The organism is Vibrio tubiashii, from assembly GCF_028551255.1.
Classification (GTDB): Bacteria; Pseudomonadota; Gammaproteobacteria; order Enterobacterales; family Vibrionaceae; genus Vibrio; species Vibrio tubiashii_B.
This window is the reverse complement of sequence record NZ_CP117031.1, coordinates 12,891-33,453: the sequence shown is the minus strand read 5'-3', so window position 1 is coordinate 33,453 and position 20,563 is coordinate 12,891. Positions and strand designations below refer to the sequence as shown.

Annotated in this window: 12 protein-coding genes and 1 pseudogene; 10 read left to right on the top strand and 3 right to left on the bottom strand. The window is 48.5% G+C overall.

Annotated elements, in window-relative coordinates:
* Positions 1-4 precede the first annotated feature (4 nt).
* The 7 genes from traU (at position 5) to traG (ending at position 9,000) form a co-directional block, all read left to right on the top strand.
* Entirely contained in the window at positions 5-1,000 is a 996-nt protein-coding gene (gene traU / locus LYZ37_RS23075; RefSeq protein WP_049845141.1) for a conjugal transfer pilus assembly protein TraU, read from the top strand.
* 118 nt (positions 1,001-1,118) lie between these two features.
* Positions 1,119-1,793 (top strand): type-F conjugative transfer system pilin assembly protein TrbC, encoded by a 675-nt coding sequence (trbC, locus tag LYZ37_RS23070; protein WP_272788506.1) that lies wholly within the window; start codon positions 1,119-1,121, stop codon positions 1,791-1,793.
* Positions 1,790-3,511: a type-F conjugative transfer system mating-pair stabilization protein TraN gene (gene traN / locus LYZ37_RS23065; RefSeq protein ID WP_272788505.1), complete on the top strand. Its 1,722-nt coding sequence runs from the start codon at positions 1,790-1,792 to the stop codon at positions 3,509-3,511. The genes trbC and traN overlap by 4 nt, the downstream gene beginning before the upstream one ends.
* Before the next feature lie 12 nt (positions 3,512-3,523).
* Entirely contained in the window at positions 3,524-4,294 is a 771-nt protein-coding gene (traF, locus tag LYZ37_RS23060; RefSeq protein ID WP_272788504.1) for a type-F conjugative transfer system pilin assembly protein TraF, read from the top strand.
* A gap of 15 nt (positions 4,295-4,309) precedes the next feature.
* The gene (gene traF / locus LYZ37_RS23055; RefSeq protein ID WP_195877700.1) at positions 4,310-4,717 is read left to right on the top strand and encodes a conjugal transfer protein TraF; all 408 of its coding nucleotides are present in this window, start codon (positions 4,310-4,312) and stop codon (positions 4,715-4,717) included.
* Entirely contained in the window at positions 4,714-6,090 is a 1,377-nt protein-coding gene (locus tag LYZ37_RS23050; protein ID WP_272788503.1) for a conjugal transfer protein TraH, read from the top strand. Before traF (LYZ37_RS23055) ends, LYZ37_RS23050 begins: the two co-directional genes overlap by 4 nt.
* Before the next feature lie 3 nt (positions 6,091-6,093).
* Complete coding sequence (gene traG / locus LYZ37_RS23045; RefSeq protein ID WP_272788502.1) at positions 6,094-9,000, top strand: conjugal transfer mating-pair stabilization protein TraG; 2,907 nt, start codon at positions 6,094-6,096, stop codon at positions 8,998-9,000.
* Between the two features lie 159 nt (positions 9,001-9,159).
* Here traG and LYZ37_RS23040 read toward each other — a convergent pair whose 3' ends face one another.
* Both LYZ37_RS23040 and LYZ37_RS23035 read right to left on the bottom strand, forming a co-directional pair.
* Positions 9,160-9,783, bottom strand: a complete 624-nt coding sequence (locus tag LYZ37_RS23040) for a hypothetical protein (protein ID WP_272788501.1) — start codon at positions 9,781-9,783, stop codon at positions 9,160-9,162.
* Positions 9,784-9,785: 2 nt separating this feature from the next.
* Entirely contained in the window at positions 9,786-10,862 is a 1,077-nt protein-coding gene (locus LYZ37_RS23035; RefSeq protein WP_272788500.1) for a ComEC/Rec2 family competence protein, read from the bottom strand.
* Positions 10,863-11,160: 298 nt separating this feature from the next.
* Here LYZ37_RS23035 and LYZ37_RS23030 point away from each other — a divergent pair, with 298 nt between their 5' ends.
* Positions 11,161-11,718, top strand: coding sequence for a hypothetical protein (locus tag LYZ37_RS23030; protein WP_272788499.1), 558 nt, complete (start codon positions 11,161-11,163; stop codon positions 11,716-11,718).
* 24 nt (positions 11,719-11,742) lie between these two features.
* Here LYZ37_RS23030 and LYZ37_RS23025 read toward each other — a convergent pair.
* Positions 11,743-12,109: pseudogene (locus tag LYZ37_RS23025) on the bottom strand (regulator).
* Positions 12,110-12,545: 436 nt separating this feature from the next.
* Here LYZ37_RS23025 and traD point away from each other — a divergent pair.
* Positions 12,546-14,681, top strand: a complete 2,136-nt coding sequence (gene traD / locus LYZ37_RS23020; RefSeq protein ID WP_272788498.1) for a type IV conjugative transfer system coupling protein TraD — start codon at positions 12,546-12,548, stop codon at positions 14,679-14,681.
* A gap of 139 nt (positions 14,682-14,820) precedes the next feature.
* On the top strand, positions 14,821-20,547 hold the full coding sequence (traI, locus tag LYZ37_RS23015) for a conjugative transfer relaxase/helicase TraI (protein WP_272788497.1): 5,727 nt from the start codon (positions 14,821-14,823) through the stop codon (positions 20,545-20,547).
* Positions 20,548-20,563 lie beyond the last annotated feature (16 nt).

Genomic DNA, 20,563 nt, shown 5'->3' with positions numbered 1-20,563 from the left:
CATCATGAAACCTTGGTTCGTTCTAACGCTGCTTCTCATCAGTAACCAAGCAACCACAAAGGGAGCCGCGTGTGTGAGTCGGTTCATTAACCCTTTAACCGATATCTGTTGGAACTGTTTATTTCCTATGACGATTGGTTCGGCAACCGTTGTGCCTTCACACTACCCTGACACCAATAACCCAGCCTCCCCTATTTCCTACTGTCCTAAGCCGCCGCCCATATTCATGCAAATCGGATTAAACATTGGCTACTGGGAGCCTTATGCCCTCACCGATGTCACTCGCGTTCCTTACTGCATGGTCAATATGGGAATAAAGCTGGGCGGCGCGAACCAACAGAAAATGGGCGGGCGCGTCACGGCAAGAGACAGTGACAGCAGTGATGGTGGATTTTATCACGCTCATTGGTACAGATATCCCGTCATTTGGTGGCTGCAACTGTTGCAATCCACCGCCTGTATGACCACGGACAGTTTTGATATCGCCTACATGACAGAAATTGATCCCCTATGGGGTGATGACGAACTCTCGTTAGTCCTCAACCCCGAAGCGCTGTTGTTTGGCAACCTGATTGCTCAGCTCGCGTGTGTGCCAGAGGCCATGCTTACCGCGTCCAATACCACCTTACCGATGGATGCCCTCTTTTGGTGTCTGGGCGCTCAAGGCAGCGCCTATCCATTAACGGGAACAACCAACTATCGCGACACCCCAATCCAAGCAGGGACGCTTATCATGGAACGGCTCAACTATAAGCTCCATAGACAGGGCATGATCATGGAAACACGCGGTGAAGATGGCGCCATCTGCTACCAATATCCCACCCCAATCCTGCCTAAATCTCGATACCGCTATCAAATGACCGGACCGATCCCAGATGCGAGATGGTGCCACCCCTATACCACCACCACAACCCTTTGGGAGTCGGGCCATGATAACCCTGTGACAGGGGATAACTTTGGGTTTGCTCAATGGCGAAAGCGAAACTGCGTATTTTTATAACCCTAAAGACCGACAAGCGCTCCCCTTTCGCCAATCAACGTCTTCGCCGCCTCAGACAACCGATCTGGTCAACCTGTGCATGGCCAGTGTCAAGGTGTGAATCAATCGGAGAACACTCATGAAAACGCTCATCTTGCCTTTATTGGCAGTCTGGTTCAGTGCCCAGAGCCAGGCTTATACAGAAGAATTGAACGTTTTGGCGGCGCGCGAGCCTGCCATGATGCCCTCCCCTCCTGCGCTAAATGGGAGTAAGGTGTGGGATAAGGCCAGACAACATCAGCAAGCGACGACAGAGTTGGGTCGACACATTCAATCTCTGGCGAAACCCAACGCCTTAACCAAACTGCTCAACACTCCGCCGCCGACCCAAAATCCCGACCGTGCGCCAAAAGGCGTGATGGTGTTTGTCTCCCTTACGATGCCAAGCCCCTCTCTGAAACAATTGCTCAAGCAAAGTGAACGAACGGGCGTCCCGATGGTGATCCGTGGTGTTCTGCCGAAAGGATTTCCGGCCACCACTGCGCGGATCAGCCAACTGATAGGCATCCACCGTAAGAAGCCCATCCAAGCGGGCTTTTCGATAAGTCCCGAATGGTTTCGGCGGTTCAATGTCGAACGTGTTCCGGCTTTCGTTTCTGTCAAAGCGGGCCGCTGTTTACCCAAGCAAGCCTGCAACCCCAAAGACTATGACATTGTCTACGGGAATCTCTCACTCTATCAAGCCCTCGAGGTGCTCACGCAAGGAGACACCGGAGAAAACGCGAGGGAGCTCTTGAAAAGGTTAGAACAATGAACAAGGTACTCATTCTGGCCTTTGTCCTCCTGACAGTGAATGTGATGGCCAACCAAAAGCAGTCCTTCAATGAGTCGGCCAATTGGGCAAAGCAAACCGCCAAAAACATGCTTGAACCAAACCAAATTCCACTCGATGTGAACGACTACTGTCAAGACGCGACCTGCCGCGCCAAAGTGATCAATCCCGACGAAACATCGCTCAATGATGGCAATATGGAAACAAAGGCAGCCCAAGCCTTTGCGGCCAGTGACCTCGCTCAAGATATCCGTAAGAACACCAACAAGAAACGTCCCGATTTTAGGCATGATGAGAGCCTGCGTTATGCACTCCTTGGTCAAGAAAACGCGTTTGAGATCAGCCATGGACAATCCAATAAGTACGTCAATTGCGAGCGCGATACACAGTGTTTGTTTGACGACGTCGAAAAAACATGTCACGCCCCAACTCATACCCCGGTCCCTTGTTATAAAACCCCTCGTTTCACACCGGAGATCATCGCCCCAAGCTACCAATGCGCCGCAGGCCAATTAACGGGGCACCGCTGCCTGCGTTATCGCAATGAGTGTCGGTATAATTCGCGTGACCGTTGGATCGTTTCTCATCAATGTCAATCAGCCACGAGGAACTATGGACTGTGGAACGGAAACATGGTTCGAGCCCCATTTTTCAAAGGCCGATTACGCACGACCAGAAGCACGCCGTGCGAACGCGGCGGTGCCACCGCCTCTTTCACCAGTTATGACATTTGCCGGCAGGTGGCTTATTACACCCCGGCCACTCCTGTCTGCCCTGCAGGCTATGGTCTCAGCGGCAATCAATGCGTTAAAAATCACGTTGACTGGCGCGTCGAATGCACCTTAATCAAAGCGTGTCAGCCCCTGAGTCAACGATGCATCGAGGGGGCCGCGTCTCGGATGATAAACGGCGTCGCGACCTACTTACCGTGTTGGAAATATGAAGTACGACATGAATGCGATTTACCGGATAACTGTGGCCAATACGCCGAATGCAAAGAAGACAAACGGGAATGCAGCCTCAAGCAAAACGGGGTCTGCATTGAAGAAAAAGTGACCCACACCTGTACTAAAAAAACCTGCCGCACAATGACACTGAACTGTGGAGAGCAATCCCTCTGTCTCGATGGGGAGTGTTACGACCCACTCCCAACCCTCAATCGCCACTTTGATCAATCCGCCGCCGCGTTAGCGGCGCTCGGAGAAGCAGCTAAAGGGCTAGGTGACCCACCAAACATTTTCTCGGGAGAGCCCATGCAATGTTCCCAAAAAGCGGCGAGCATCGCGAATTGCTGTCGGGATAGCGGTTGGGGCACCGATGCGGGTCTCGTGACTTGCAATGAAGAAGAAAAAGCCCTGATCCGCGCCAAAGACAAAGGACTCACGCTGTATGTGGGGGAATATTGCGCAGAAAAAATCTTAGGCGCGTGCCTGCGTAAAAAGCGCTCATACTGCGCGTATGACAGTCGATTGGGCAAAATCATCCAAGAGCAAGGCGCTATCAATCAACTCGGTAAAACGCTCGGCTCGGCAGAGAGCCCGACCTGTCCGGCCCTCACCCCAGAAGAACTCGGGCAAATCAACTTTGACCGCATCGACTTCAGCGAGTTTTACCCCGAGCTTCACAGCAGGATCCATCTCCCTGATCCGAATGTTATCAAGCAGCGGATCCAGAATTCCTTGTCGGGAGAGGCCAACTAGCAAGGAAAGACTATGATGTGGCAACGATTGATCGCACTGCTTATTGCCGTGTTTTATTGTCTCACCACCGGCGGCCACCCAATACCGCCGGGTTGGCGTTTTTACAACGAACCCAAACCAGCCAACCCCGTCACGCCGAAAAAGTTGCCCGCTCCGATGCCGGCCAATACCACTCAGACCGTAATGAGTGCCACCGAGCAGCTAGCGTGGTTTAAAAAGCAGTGGAACGAAGCCAACGCCGCGGCCACCATTGACCCGAAAAACAAACAGAAGGTCAGGCGTTTTCTCGCGCTTAATCGCTACATTACGTCACAAACCGACCAAATAGGGATGACCTTCAAACAACTGTTGGTCGAGCACCCTGAGCTGTCCTACACGCGAGAGCATCCCACCGAGCAAACCGCTCGCCAATCCTACCTTGCCGCACTGGAAACCAAGCATAAAAACACAGTGCGCGAAATGGCCAGGCAAGGATGGGGACTGTTTTTTGTTTATGAAGGACACGATGCCATCACGCAGCAGTTGGCGCCTTCTATGCAGTCTTTTGCGGACGCTTACGACTTAGCGCTACTCGGGCTGAGCGAGGATGACCAATTCATTACTGCCATCCGAGAGAACCGGCACAACCAGGGCAAGATAGCCGCCGATTTTACCCCGGCCTTATTCCTGGTCAACCCCAACACCAAAGAGATAAAACCGCTCGCTTATGGATATATCTCGCGCTCTCGGTTGCTGCAACGCTTCTACAACGTCGCCACCGATTTTTCACAATCCAATTACTGACCCCGGAGAGCCATTATGCGTGTCCTGTCGATCTTGTTTGTTTGGCTGAGCCTGTCAGGCTCCTCTTCGCACGCGGCGAAGAACCATGAGTATGCGCTCGTGTTCCTGATGCAAAGCAGTTGCCCGTACTGCCACATCGTGGCACCAAGCATCACCCACGTCTCTCGACAGTTAGGGTTAACCGTTTACACCTTCACCTTAGACGGCGGTGGGCTGCCCGGCTTTCAGGTGCCTATCCCTGTCACCCAGACAATTCGAGAGAAATTCCTCAGCGTGAGCAATGTTGTGCCAGCGACCTTTCTGATCAACGTCAACAGCCAAAAATTCACCCCCATCAGCCGAGGAGAGGTGGATTACGCCACCCTGTACCGTGGGCTCTCGAACGCCCTAAACGATCCCCAAGTGAGGAAGGCGCTGCAATGAGTCCTGCCACTCGACATGTCCTCAAGGGCGCACTCACGCTCATGATGTGTCCCTTAGCGCAAGCCAGTACCAGCAGTTCGTTGCAACAGTTCTTCGACGATTCGGGTTACAACGCCAACGTCACCAACCCAATGGCTTACCAAGGGCAAAGTGCGAATTACTACAGCGGCGGCTCGTTATTTGTTCGCACGAAAATCGTCAATGCGCAATGGGTGAATGCCACGGTGCCCTCCGTCAGTGCGGGCTGCAGTGGCATTGATATGTTCATGGGGGGCTTCTCTCATATCAGCTCGGATGAACTGACCAAACTCGGCAAGGCCATCATTCACAACGCACCGCCGTTTATCGTGGATTTAGCCCTGCAAACGTGGGCGCCTCAGTTGAAACAAAACATGGATAAGCTGCAGGCGGTAGCCGATAAGTGGCTCAACCAATCGATCAATTCTTGTGAAGCCGCGCAAGCGACGATTGGCGGCTTAGCGGCCTTGACCGCCCCTGCCACGAAAAAGCACGTGTGTGCCACATTAGGTACGCAAAACAACGCCTTTGCCGATTGGGTCGAAGCCGCCTCAAAGTGTAACAACGATACCACGGTCAACGGGCAGCTTGACGCGGCCAACAATGATCCCGCTCTGAACGCGATGACCATGCGTAGCCACAACATCGTCTGGTCCGCCATCATGAAAAATGCCTACTTCAGTAGCGACACGGACCTGGCGCAATTTGCCATGAGCTTGTCGGGCACCTTTGTGTACGACAAAAATGGCCAGCCCCGTTTCTACCCTAGCCTGCTGACTGACGACAACAATATGGTCGATGCGTTACTCAATGGCGGTGACATCCAGCGCTATCAATGCGGAGACACCTCAACGGAAGGCTGCTTAACGCTCACAGTGAGAAAAGTCACCATCCCGGCCGACACGGCATTTAAGGTTCAATTGCAAAAAGAGCTCGATACCTTATGGCAGAGCGTCCTGACCGACCAAGCCCTTATCGACAAGCAGAAGGGGTTCATTGAGCTTATCCACACCCCCGTCTTGAAGTTTTTCTTCGACAATGCGGCGGTCGGTGCCGTGCCGAACATCCCGGCGTACGCCAACCTGCTCGCCATAGAACTGTTGAATCGCTACCTGACCAATACGCTGAATCTAGTCGAGCACGTCCTGTCGGCGTCCAACAGCAGCCTAGCCAATCTCGAAGCGATCAAGAACGATACGGCCAGAGCGAAACAGTTCATGGTTGGTTTAACGCAAGACGCGATGAGCTTGATCAACGCACAAAACGACTTGATTGCCGCGGAACGCGAGACACAGCGCACAGGCAAAAAGCAGCTGTCGAAACTCATTCCCCATCCCGAAGATTACCAGGACTGACCGATGGTTCTTGACTATTACACTTACACCTCTGGCGCGGTGGTGCAAAAAGCCCTCAACGCCGTCGCGGTGTTCTTTGCGACCAACGCGTTTGGTGACTACCTGCGGATTTGCATCATGCTCGGTTTACTGATCACCACCGCCACTTTCATGCTGAGCCGCAACCCGAGAGACATTGGCAAATGGATGGCGGTGTATACCTTGGTGCCTTTGCTGCTCATCAACATGAAAGCCACTGTCCTGGTGGTGGACAAAACCGAGCCCGGGCGAGTCTACAACGTAGACAATGTGCCCTACTTAGTGGCCCTTCCCGGCTGGTTTTTCAGTGGCATGATGGCGGGGTTTACTGAAGGCGTGGAATCCATTTATACCCGTTCAGACGATGAACGCTACGGCAGAACAGGCATGCTCTTTGGCTCCGAACTGTACCAGTTGTCCAGACAAGCCAGCGTGCGTACCGCCGAACTGAGTGAGCAATGGAACGACTACTTTGACAACTGCCTGTACCTTGATGAACGGATCAACAACAAGTTCACCTGGGATGAACTGTTTGGGGCCGAAGATATCTTTGCCTTTCTCGATACCATCCGACAGAGCCCACTGCGCGGGATGTACATTCAAGGCACCTTCCAAACCTGTGCAGCGGCTTACCCTATGATTAAACAAGGGTTTGAGGCGGCTGCAGGCAAAGACATGACGCTACTTGCGCAGCACCTATGGGGCAAAAATGCCACTCGCTTTAAATCCCAAACTGATATCGCTCTGCAGCGAAGTTACCGTCAATTTGTTCAGCTCAGTCGAAGCGCGTCGAACATCTTGAAACAGAATATGGTAATGAACGCCATTCGTTACAGCATCGACTCGGCGGATCCCACGCAAAGCGCGTTAAACTATGCTTACACCGCCAATAAGTTACAGACGACGTCGATGTGGGCCTCGCTCGGTTTAATGGCCAAGGAATATTTGCCCATGCTGCAAACCATTATGTTTTTGCTCTTTTCCTGCTCAGCCTTCTTTACCGCGGGGGTGGCGATATTACCGGGGATGACCGTGATGGTGTTAAAGAGCTACGCAGCGACCTTTTTCTACTTGGGGACATGGCCCATGTTGTTCGCTATCTTGAACGCGATTCAAATTTGGGGACTGGAGCAGATGAGCGATCCTATCGCCGGTCGCTTCAGCGGCCTTGCCCTATCCAACGCCAATGCGCTGGATGAGCTCCACAGCCGATTCTCCTACATGACCGGCATTTTGATGATGAGCGTCCCGGTCATCGCGGCAGGACTGCTCAAGGGAGGCTCGGCGGTGTTGTCCAACATGAACTACCAATTAGCCGGCATGATTAACGCCACCAACGCGCGCGCTACCGCGGCGGCGTCAAGCGGGAACATGGACTTTGGTAATCTGCAAATGGACAACCATAGCTTCAACAATACGGCGGCCAACAAGTTCGACGACAACACCTTAACCAATACTGGTCATAACTACACACAGAATGCGGACGGCTCTATCACGACGCAACATGCCGATGGCCGAACGACGTACAACGCGACCCCGGCGGTCAGCCAAGCTAACTTTCAAATGGCGATTCAACAATCGATGCAACAAGGTATGCAAGATAACTTGACTCACACACAACAATCGCTTGAACAGCAAAGTATGCAGCTTAGCCACAATATCAACACGGGCCTTGCTCAGAGCGATCGATGGGGAGAGTCTCTCAGTCAATCGCAGTCCTACGGCAGCGGTCATAGCAATAGCACGGAAGGGCAAATCCTAGCAGGCTACAACGAGATGCAGTCGGCGGTGAACAGCGTGTCTCAAGCGACGGGTTGGAGCCAGGAGCAATCGCAAGCTTACTTACATGCGACGAGTCTCAGTGCGAATGCAGGACTCCGCGTCGGCGGTAAGGGTAGCAGTGGCTTGCTAAGTATGCTTAATGCCGGAGTGAACGCGAGTTCACGTTGGTCCGCCGAGGATCGTGACAGCTTTTCTAAACAAATTAGCGAGAACCAACAAGCACTGGCGCAAGCAACCCAGCAATACACTCAAGGCGCCAGCACCGTGACAAGCGCCGCGGAGCAAATCGATAACAAGAAGCAGCACAGCGATGTTGAACACTATGCCAAAGACTTTGCGGTCAACTACCAAGACGGCAAACACATTGCTTCACAAGCTGCGAAAAGTGAGTCGGACATGCTCGCATACAGCCAAGCGCTGACGCGTATGGAAAGCGACTCTGCCAGCTTTACTCAGAATCACTTGATGGGCTTCCAACACTTCTTAGAGAATCAAGAACTCAAAGATAGTGACATTCAACGCTTAATGACCGCTCACCGCCCTGAAGACCTACAGGAAGTTAAAGATCGTTATGGCCAGTATATTCAGACCGAGGCGTTCAAAGAGCTTTCTGGGGTAAGTGGTTCAAAAACGGAAACAGAGCAGGCTTACCAAGAGAAATATGACTCTGATAAACCAGTGTCTCATCCCGTGCCTGAATTCACCCCGATGCAAACCAAGTTGATGCAAGCCGCAAGCACCTTAGCAGAGCTCAAAGCCGACACACTGCGAGAGCAAGGGTTGGCGGCACACACACCTTGGGAGCATTACGATGAAAAAGCGTTTCAGGAAGTGACGCAATCGGCGCAGCACCAACAATCACAAGCTGAACAACAAACCACTCAGCCTGTAGAGCAACGTGCTGACCTAACGTTAAAGGAGCACGTGGAGCAAGAAGTCGGTCAAATGAAAGACGCGACCCCGGAAGTCTCTTATACACCTGACCAAAGTTATCCCGTAGTGAGTGCTTATACTTACCATTATTCAACGGATGAGACTAAATCTAACGCCAACAGCAGCGACCAAGAAGTCCCCATTTCACTCGCCAATGACCCCAATCACGGCATATAAAACCCTGTTCATGGTTTTTGCAATACTAAAAGTTATCCATTCTTCTAATGCTGTTCACTGTTAATCCCCGGAATGTAATACGGGGTGAAAGTCTTCCCTATGTACAAAAAAAGCTAGACTTTGAAGCTAGCTTTGAACGTAATTGTGTAAGATAAATAATTATGCAGTAACAGTTCTATTATTGAGAGACTCACATATAGAATTCAAAACCAAGTTTTTCCCCGTAGCACGGCAAAAAAGGTTCAGTAATATTGTAAAGGCTAAGCAGAACTGTAAAGCATAATCGCTGAAATCATAGACATGGTATAGATCAAGTCCAGCTATAGTGATAGAGATAAAAATCCACCCTATATAGCAGTCTCTCGCTATTAGAAACTGTTTATTTGCACTTCTAACAACTACAGAATCTCTTACTGGCAGATAGATTTGGGTGTACCAGATCTCTTCAGTCTTGCTTTTGTCAGAATTATCTGAGAACACTTCCGGCCATCTTTCGATGAGCCGGCTAGAGTCAAGACGTGAATCTTTAGCAGAATATTTTTTACAATGGTACGCGGGTTTTTTACTCGAAAAAAAGGCAAGTTTAAACTTTATTTCTCTGTCGACTAAGTTTGTCACGATCAGAGAAAAGGCAGTTAATATTGCTATTACACACAAGTCACTAGCGATACTTGTCACATCGAGTTTGCTAATTTCCCAACCCTGAAATTCGGCTATAGGTATGAGTAAGCATGCCAATATTATCCCAACAGTTTTATTAGATTCGGATTTCAAATCAGCCATTGTTAAGCTTCCACTTCGTCAAAGTACTCTATAGGTTCAACAGGGTTATCCCAGCCCTCTCTAGTACCCATCCCATGATGATGACGAATAGAAGATCCCTTGGTAGCGAGGACTTTTGCGCCCCGATGCCACAGAGCATTAACAACGCTATCTCTTGGGTGTTTATCAGACATCTTAGCTGCTGAACATATTGCACTAATTCCACGTGACTCACCCTTATCAACATGAGGCCCAATATATGAATTTAGTACTTCAGAACTTATGTTTCGTCTACTGCCATGGTGAGGAACCTGGAATAACCTTAGAGTGTTTCCTGTTGACCAGTTTTCGAACAGGTTTGATGCCTTTTTAAGAGCTTCGACGCCAGAGTCTCCGGTGAAGAGCGAGCTTCTTCCTTCGCAATTTACTAAGGTGATTATGCTTGTTGAGTTTAAGGGGGATGTTTCAACGTCCTCTGATAAATTATCTTTCCCCCAGATCGCGGCAATTTTCTTTATTACGGCGTCTAGCGCACTTTTCAAAAAGCCTTCCATCGATACTTCAGTCTTTTCCGCTGGCTTTTCATCAAGTATTTGTGGCAAGAGCTCTTTGTAGTACTCTTCCGAAGGCCCAAGAATTACCAGTTGGGCACTAGAGAACATAAAGTTCATTCCTGCCCTTGGAGTAATTACTTCTACGTCATTCTTTTCTGCTAGGCTAACTAGATCTACAGCTTTATTTAGCGATTCTGCGATTTTGTCTCCCAGACTATTGTCGGTGAATCTCCCATCACTAAAGTGTTCAGAAAGGTTGTCGAATTCCCACGGTTTGGAAATTAAGAGTTTTTTAACCTCTAAGTTTTCTATGATGTGGAACAGGCCATTTATATGATCGGAGTCAGGGTGTGTTGATATCATGAGATCAACGATATTAGTGCCATAGTGTTTCTCAATATGAGCCGCTAACACTTTACCGTCATCTTTATATCCACCATCAATTACTATTACTGACTGGCCAAAGTCGTCCGTAATCCGCATTGAAATTGCATCACCGCTTTTTGACTGTTCCCCGACAGCATGAAAATCTACTTCGTACCCCATTTATAGCTCCAGTGTATAGTTGTATTGGGAGCGATATAATACTCTGTATGTTGCATAGGAATTTAGACTTTTATCCCATATTAATCTCGTAAAAATGCCAGAAATATCATTAAGAATTTGTTCGTTAAAACCCAATTTTCAGACACTTATAGTAAGGATAAAAATGATGTGTGACCTTTATCAAAAAGCTTATAGATTATGTGGTTTTTATTTTGGTTCCTCTTGGTTTCGACTAGACAGTCCCATATATAGAGAGAGCAACAGTCTGCATAATAAACACCACTAAATGGAGTTAATAATGAGCTTACAACTGAACAAGCAACTAGCTGATTTGAAAGAGAAGTCAGACAAATATTATGGTGAGCGAAACGAGGTTAGAACACAGAAACGTGCTGAAATCATAGATAATGTTAAAAATCATTTCATTTCCTATCTGACCGAACAAGGTTTTCAGTGTGATGAAAATCATCATTCAAAGTTAGTAAATGCCGATTACAAAGGGGATATCAAGTTGTCATTTAAATATGACGACCCTACAACCAACTATATGGGATGTGATGGTGCATTTGAAATATCGAGAATTAGCGGTACTAGAAGTGCGAAGCAGGTTAAGTCTGTATTTGTGATGGAATCAGAAAACCTTCCTTCATTTAACGGTTTTTTCCGTGGTGAAGAGGATAGGTTGAAAAGCGAAATCAAGTTTTATGAAGAGGAGCTTTTGCCTGCTCAAAAACGTATAGGGACTTCAGATTTGACAGGTGAGTATTCTTTAGGAGTATTCGATCCAGACACAAGTCGTGGGCTTTCTTTAATCTCTAAGACCATCCCTGAGCTTATCGACGAAGTAATGAGTTAAGAAAAAAGACTCCTATCGGAGTCTTTACTTTATCTGTGCAATAGCTCTTGCTAATTTAAGTAGCTTAGTTGTGGTCTGAATTTCTAGCTCTGATCTTATTTCTATAAGAGCAATTCCAACTAATACCTCTTGAGCACTAACTAGTTGCCCTGTAGGCAATTCAAGTTTATTAAAATGCATACTGAAATTGTTCCATTCGGTGTCACTAGATAATGCCCTCCCTTTTGCTAATCTCGTGAGCCTTTTACATTCACTATGGGATGTTTTTACCTTTATCCCATTCCTTGATTGTTCTCACACTTTTAAAACAAAGTTCAGCGGTTTGTTCTACTGGTAACCCGCATTCAAATTCACGAAAAACATAATTTTTGGTCATTTCGTGATACTTCATGATTCACTCTCTCAAAACCGAAAGAGTTTATAAATCTATAAATTATGGTGATACCAGTCTCATTGAACATAAACACGCAAAGTGCGCACTGTATGAAGACGTATTAATTAGCGAATTTGCCTTATAAAAAGTTATTCATGAATTGCTAATTTGAAAAATACTGGCAAGAGTTTGTCCAAAACCAGTCTCAGTAATTATTGTTTCCTTTAACCATTTGCTTGACCAGCTTACAGGCAGCAAAGTTCTAAGCTTTATTGTCCTCCGGCAACTACCGTTCACCTAAAGTGAGGCGAGTTAAAAACAAGTTATTTGTCTCCATGTACTGTTTCTCGTCTCTCTCCGAGGTGTTTTTGTCTATAACAACCTAACCTCCCCCTACCTGAAAGCGCCTATCTTGGCGCTTTCTTCGCTATTGTACATCGGACAGGATTCGCTTATGAGTTTTCAGCACACAAGTAACCATGCTACTCGTGGTGGACAAATCACCTTTCACACCATTCACATGTTCTTTCAGGTGCACTCTAAACTGGGCAAATACCTTGTGTATGCTGTCGCCGCTTTGACTTTACTCCTTACTTGGTTAAGAGCGCCTGATAATGCTTGGTGGGCAATCTTCTACACAGTGCGAAACCATCTCTACCAGGGTTTTGGCATGCAAGAAACCGCCAAAGTGACCACCTTCTGGAATGGCCAACGCTACGTCAGTACGCTTGGGCTGCAATTGAACAATACAGAGCTAGGCACATTATATGATTCTGTTATTCATCAAGTGCAAATCAATTTTCTCATCGCTTTCTTTTCCGGTTTAGTGCTGTTCATCATGGCCACACGATACTTCAAAGCTCAAGGTGAGAAAAAAAGCCAAGATAAACACATTCGGGGCTCTCAACTGGTCGAACCGAAAGCTCTGAGCACGGATCTCAAGCAACGTGCTAAGGAGAAGAAAAAACGGGGCAATGGCAACGGTAAATTGTCCGATTTTGTCATCGATGGCATCGCCCTATTCAAGCACGATTTTGAAGTACAACACGTCGGTCTCAAAGGGACAACAGGGGTGGGTAAATCCGTGGCCATTCGCAAACTTCTGCGCTGGATACGCAAGCGTGGTGATAAGGCCATTATTTACGATAAAGGCTGCACGTGTGTCAGTAAATTCTACGACGAGTCTCAAGATACCATCCTCAACCCTTTTGATGAGCGCTGCCCAGACTGGGATATTTGGTGTGACGCAAAGGAAGCCCCCGACTTTGAAAACATGGCCAACGCGTTGATACCGCAACACGGTGAAGGCGATCCGTTTTGGGTCGATTCTGCGCGAACCATTTTTTCGAGTACGGGCTATCGCATGCAAGACGACCAGGACGACAAGCGGTCCACCGAACGCTTACTCAACCTGATACTCACTTCAGAACTCGAAGAGCTCGGCAGTTACTTACACGGGACCGAATCAGCGTCGCTGGTCTCTGACAAGATCCAAAAAACCGCCATTTCGATCAAATCTGTTCTGGCGACTTACATCAAAAGCCTACGCTTTCTTGATGGGCTCAATCGAGAAAATGAAGATGGCCAACCTGAACGTAAAAAGTTTTCGATCACGGACTGGATACAAGATGACAACCAACGCGGCTTTTTGTTCTTATCCAGTGCCGCTCGCCAACACGCCTCTTTGCGACCGCTTATTTCGAGTTGGTTAGCCATCGCGTCCAACGCCATATTGGGGTTAGCAGAAAACCCAGATCGTCGCATTTGGGTGATCATAGATGAAATGCCCAGCCTGCATAAACTTCCAGAACTTGGGGAAATCATTGCTGAAGTACGCAAGTTTGGGGGTTGTTACGTGATTGGCCTTCAGTCCTACGCACAATTAACAAAAACCTATGGTAAGAACGCGGCGGAAGAAATGAACGACTTGCTGAACACTCGTTTCTACTTCCGTTCCCCCTCAAACGCCATGGCTGAAATCTCGTCTAAGGATTTAGGCGAGCAGGAAATTGAGCTGTCGAAAGAACACATTTCTTACGGTGCGAACCAGCTCAGAGACGGAGTATCACTTAGCCATGAAACCCGCACTCAACGCCTTGTCATTCCCAGTGAGCTTCAGTCGCTCGATGATTTGCAATGTTATCTGCGTGTACCAGGATCTTCATTCATTACCCAACTCGATTTGAGCTATGACAAAATGAGGAACATCGCCTCACCTTTCATCAAGCGCGAATTCCCCCCCTCTCCTGGGATGTTAGAAGCGTATGAAAAAGCCGTTTATCTCGAAACCGTAGTACCTGGTATGGCACTTCCAGAGTCAGAGAAAAAGGTCTTGTGTGCAATTCAGGCCTCACAGTTTGACAGTGAAGATGAAATGAACGTCGAAGCGTCTCAAATGAACGCGGCGCTGAAGGGGAACACTGTCAATAGGCTCAAAAAGCAAGCCCGACGTGGTGATGCCGAAACCGTAGAACAAGATACAAGTACCCAACAAGCCACATCAACAGCCACTCAAGAGCGAATGAACAAGGAAAATGACGGCGCTTCAACCAGCAAGGGGGGAGTCAATGACATTGAATTGTACGATTAAATACGCGCTATCGCCGCTTTTGTCAAAGGGGAAACGCCCCGAATTAACGCTCTTCATCATCAATGACGGTGACACCCTCAACGATCCGAGTGCCGTTCACTAACCTGACTCGAAGCTTTCTGGTTATTAAGGAACTCTCATGCTATCGATTACTGCCCTCTCTAACCCCAAAAAAAACGCCGAGTATTATCTCAATGAAGAAAAGCACCACGACCTTCCTAACCTTTCTCTGGAAAAAGGAAATGAGGACAATTATTACCTTAAAGAGAATAGTGACAACCGAAATACCCAATGGTTAGGAGCCATCGCTCGACACTCGGGAATGGAAGGTCAAGAAATCAATCAAACCACTTTGGAAAAAGCCCTGCAAGGACATTGGGGAGAAGAGACGGTTCACGGCAAACGTGATAAACACCGACCTGGCTTTGACATCACCTTCTCTGCCCCAAAATCGGCCAGCCTGTTAGCGCTCGTTGGCGGAGATGAACGTCTACTCAATGCCCACCATCAAGCGGTGAAGTTCGCACTTTCGGAACTGGAGAAAGACGTGGCTCAAGTGAAAGGCACCGATGAACAAGGTAAGCAAACCTTCGAAAACACCGGACAAATGCTCTTTGCCGCCGTGCATCATAAAACCAGTCGTGAAGACGATCCGCAACTGCATACACACGCACTGGCCGCGAACATGACGCGAGATGATGAAGGCAAACTGCGCGCCCTTGCGTCGTGTTTACGCCAGAAAGACGGAGTCATTAATGGGTCATCGGAACGGCTCTATGCCTCACAAAAATATTACGGCATGCTTTATCAAAGTCAGTACGCCAAGCTTGCTGAACAAGCCGGCTACACCATCAGAGGTACAGGCAATGGTCAATTTGAAATCACCGCCGTTCCTGACAATGTCCTAACCCTCTTTTCGAAGCGCCAGCAACAAATTGAAGAGAAAGCCCAAGAGCTGGAATTTAATTCATTGGCAACTCGGGACTTAATCGCAAAAAACACCCGCAAGCCCAAAAGTTATGCCAGTGGCTCCTCCCTTCACCACAAGTGGCAACAAGAAATCAAAGCGACGGACTTTGATATTCACAACGTGGTCGCTCAGGCTAAAGCCGGAGGCGCCATGGCTAAAGTGCAAGTAACGAAAGGGGCCCATCTTCACGCAACCCTCGACCGCACCGTTAATCATCTGGTTCTGTATCAAAGTGCCTTCTCACTAGAAACCGCTATTGAAAAAGCAGTCTCTGAATTCAGCATCGGTGGGGAAGGTAACGCTATCGATCTTAAAGCCGCTGCTGAAGAAAAAATCGCTAAGGGTGAATGGGTGAGCCTAGACAAAAAAGGGCAATACACCACCCAAGCGATGATTGAAACAGAAACACGCCTACTCACGGCAACCGAAGGTCGCTCGCAGCACATGCGAATTCACCCGAACCAAACCGCCCTTGATGACTTAAATCTGAGCAAGAACAGTACTCAGAAAATCCAAAACATCCTTGCGTCCACTAAGCAGTTTCAAGTCGTGAATGTGTTTGGCCCAACTGAATCGATCGCTTCGCACCTCCAACATGTTGGAACGCAATCTCAAAAGCGCGTCCATCTAGTCTCTTCCAACAGCGCAGACCGAAAACGCGGAGAGAAAAACGTCATTGCGCAAAATCACCGTGTCAGTGACTGGGTGAGAAACTACTTCAACTCGACACAGCATCACCATTTGCAAGCGTTCTTATCTGGCGACACCCCATTTACCAATAAGGACGTCATCCTGATCGATAACGCGCACAAGCTCAGCGCCACTGATTTACTGGCCATTACTAAGCAAGCGAAAAAGTCCAACACGAAAATGGTTTTCCTGAACAGAACATCCGCGAGGCAGGGTTTCAAATCACACTCGGCAATGACCCTGTACAGCAAAGGCAACGTCAAAATCACACAATGGGTGAACCATCGAAGGACCAGCACGCACGTGCAACTGCATAAACAGGACGCCCTCCTTATCGCCAAACACTACGCCGCGCTTTCCGACAAATCCCACACTCAAGTCTTGGCCACTTCACAAAAAGAAATCACCACTCTGACTCATGAGATCAGACATACCCTTCAGAACCAAGGGCAGCTTGCCCGAAGCGAGATCAGCGTGGAAACCCAAACGCCTGTTTCACTCAATGACGCGCAACGCGAAGTGGTCGCTCACTATCGTACTGGAATGACGGTGAAAAGTTGGAAAGACAAGCAGCCATCTGAGTGGCTCATTTCTGGCCTATCCCGAAAAAGCAACACCATCGATCTCATGGACAAGTCAACGGGCGAGGTCAAGACATTCAATGTCAAAAGTGCGGTATTTAAAAAGCTTAAACCTCAGCTCTTTGAGTCAGGAACGATCAACCTATCAGTTGGAGAATCGATTGTCTCACTCGGCCGTCACTTTGCCTCTGGGCTGGAAGCCAATACATCTTACTCCGTTTCCCAAGTGAAAGGCGACACCTTAACACTAGAAACCCCAATGGGTGAAACGCTCGAGACAACCAGTAAAGCGCTGAGAGACAGCCCAATTCAGTACGGGTATGTACAACGGGCCAGCCAGCTCGAACCAGATAAAAACCATGTGATGATTTCTGGAAAAAGCTATGTCTTCACTAGCACGCTTATCAACGAAATATCCCAAAATGGTCAAGCCCTGGATATCTACACCGACAACAAAGTGAAAACGGAGCAAGCAATGCAGAAAATGGAGCATAGACCGTCGGCCATTACTCGGGTGTTAGAATCCAGAGCAACAAACGACCGCTTTGTTACCCGCCACACGGCGGTAGGTATTCAGCGGGATGTCTGTTCGGCGTTGGCAGAACGGACAGTGGAACTGCCTGTCATCGAGCGCGCGGTGAGTTTTGCGATCCACCACATCAGTGAACGTGAAGCCGGATTCACGCAAAAGCAACTGGTAGAAGAAGCGGTTCGCTTCGCTTTTGAAGAGGCGGGGCAAGCGGTGACAAAAGAAGAAGTGGCACAGCTCTTAAATGAAAAGTCGGATCTCCTTTCGGCTGAATATCAGGATGGCACACGTTGGACAACCCAGGCAGCCATCGAGACAGAACACACGATCATCGAGGCACTGAAAAAGGGCCAAGGACAAGTCATTCCCTACGCGACTCCCGCCGACACACGGCGCTTTTTATCTGAGCAAACGCATCTGACCCAAGGCCAATGTGACGGTGTCACATTAATAGCCACCACAGAAGATCGCTTTATTGCCATCCAAGGTTTAGCAGGAACAGGGAAATCCACCATGCTAGAAACGGGCATGCCTCTCGTCAAGCAAGCGCTGAGTGCGGGCACCACCTCACCGAACCAGATCATCGGTCTTGCACCAACCCACGCCGCCGTCTCCGAACTCAAACAGAAAGGCATCGAAGCCCAAACCCTGGAAAGCCTTCTGTCTGATGTACGCCGAGGGGCCATCGAGCCTCAGCAGTACAGCAATGCTCTTTTCCTCCTAGATGAAAGTTCCATGGTCAGCAACCGACAAGCGAAAGAATTTGTGGATATCGTCACCAGAGCCGACGCAAAAGCCGTCTTCTTGGGGGATAAAGAGCAGCTTCAACCCCTGTCTGCGGGCAAGCCATTTGAGCTTGCCATTTCTCAAAGCGCCCTCAAAGTGGCCTTTATGACCGATATCGTTAGGCAGCAGAAGGCGGTGCTTCAGGGCGCGGTCCATAACATCATCGACAAGCAACCAGAAAGCTCCTTAGACAAACTGGCACAACAGGCCACACAAGAAGAAGGCACGCACAGAAGTGAACATGTGGTTTCGACACTCAACGAAGACGCCAAAGATCAGGTCAAAGCCCAAGAAGAAGCGACGCAAATGCTACCGGGGTGTGTTGCTCGAGACTATCTCGCTCGAACCCCTGAAACGCGTAACAACACACTCATCATTGCTTACACCAACATCGAGCGCGATCAGATTGCTTACCAAATCAGAACGGGATTGATCAAAGAGAGAACCTTAGGTTCAGAAAACATTGGCGTCCTTCGCATTCGTCAAACCGGGGCTTCGAAAGCAGAGCTCTCGACGATGTTGCCCTATCAAAAAGGACTCGCCGTTTCTACCAAACCAGGAAATTACGCGACGATAGAATCCGTTGATAAGGAAAACGGCGTCGTGATGTTACGCGACCCACAAACGAACCAATTGAGCCCTTTTCTGCCGCGCCACCGTTCACACCAGTTTACCAACGTGTTGGCGGTCAGCGTTCAACCCATCTCCGTCGGAGAAAGGATACTGACTCGATTCACGGACAAGAAGAGAGGAATTGTGGCCAACCAGACCTACACCGTCATCACGGCATCCAACGGTTTGATAGAGGCACTGAATGTGGAAGGGCAACGATTGTGTCTCGACCCAAAGTCGTTAAGCGATGGCCACTGGGACTACGCTTACACAAAAACCGCCGATATGGCACAGGGCTCAACGTATCTCCACGTGATAGCTGTAGTAAAAGGGAAAGGCGCGCTCACCGACATTCGCCGCGCAGGTATCGACCAAACTAGGGCGAGTCAACATATCAGAATCTATTCCGACCACCCCAAAGCGATGCTGAAACAATGGATCAACCAAGACACCAACAAAGCGAGTGCGCTGGAAACCCAACAAGGGAAAACACCTATTATCATGCAATACTTCAACGACGCCCCACTCCCCAAGGAGAATCCCAAATACCACGATATCAACGGTGAATTTGATGCACGTTGCTTCTCTGAACACATCAAAGAAACCCTACCTAAATTTACCGAATCTCTGGCGATGCACTTGCTTGGCACACCGAATAAGAGCCAGTCCAATAAGCATACAATGGTATTCGGGCAAGGTAGAGAAACGACTGAGATACAATTAACCGGGGAGTTTAGGGGGCATTTCAAAGATAACGTGACTGGCGAGCAAGGCACTTTAATCAATTTATTGATGAGTAGAGAGGCCATAAACTATAAGGCGGCTTTGTACCACGCCGACAAGCTCATAAACGACAAGGACAAATGTGGCCTCAGCGAGAACCCTGCGCACGACCAATTAACCCAAACCTTGACGGACAGAACGGCAAAATTTATTGGTTATGCGAAAGAATACTGGAACCAGTCGATACCCCTAAAAGGCACGCCTGCGGAAATACTTTTAAATTCGAAGGATTTCAACACGGAAGGAAAAAGAAATATTCGGTTTCATCCCGCCGTCTATTCATCTGAAACCCAGTCAACCTACCCTGCTATGCTGACCCATATTCACGATAGAAAAAAGCGCACGCAAGGAATAGAAATTACCTATCTACAAAGCGATGGTGATCTTGCAGACTTAGGCGTCATTTCTCGAACGCTTGGTTGTAAGTCGGGTAACTACACTGAATTTCACCATGGTAAGGAGGCGAACACGAGCATTATTACGAATACGCTTTATGAGGCATTCAATATCCAGAAAGCAACCAACGGCGAGTTTGATATTTATATAGTCAATAACCCAAAAGACATCGTCAAAATGCCTGATGAGGAACTGAGGCAACGGGTGATCATCGCACTGGAAAGTAAAGAGACTGTCTCTGGCTACCACATTGATAAAATCAAATCAGCACTCTCCAATAAGGTACTGTCATTTATCGAAGGGAAAGACATTCAAAAAGAGATGAAAAACGCAGCGTTGAATCACCATAAAGATATCGTTAACGATGATGTCTCAGGCAGTGACCGTAAGTTACCAGAAGAGCGTTCTAAAGAGGTATACCGATTAAAAGAACGCTTTGAGACTCTTAACCACAACCCATATGAGCTACCACAAAAAGGAGAGATTGATAAAGATTTCACCTTAGATAGAGGGCGATAAAAAGAGAGCTTCAGCT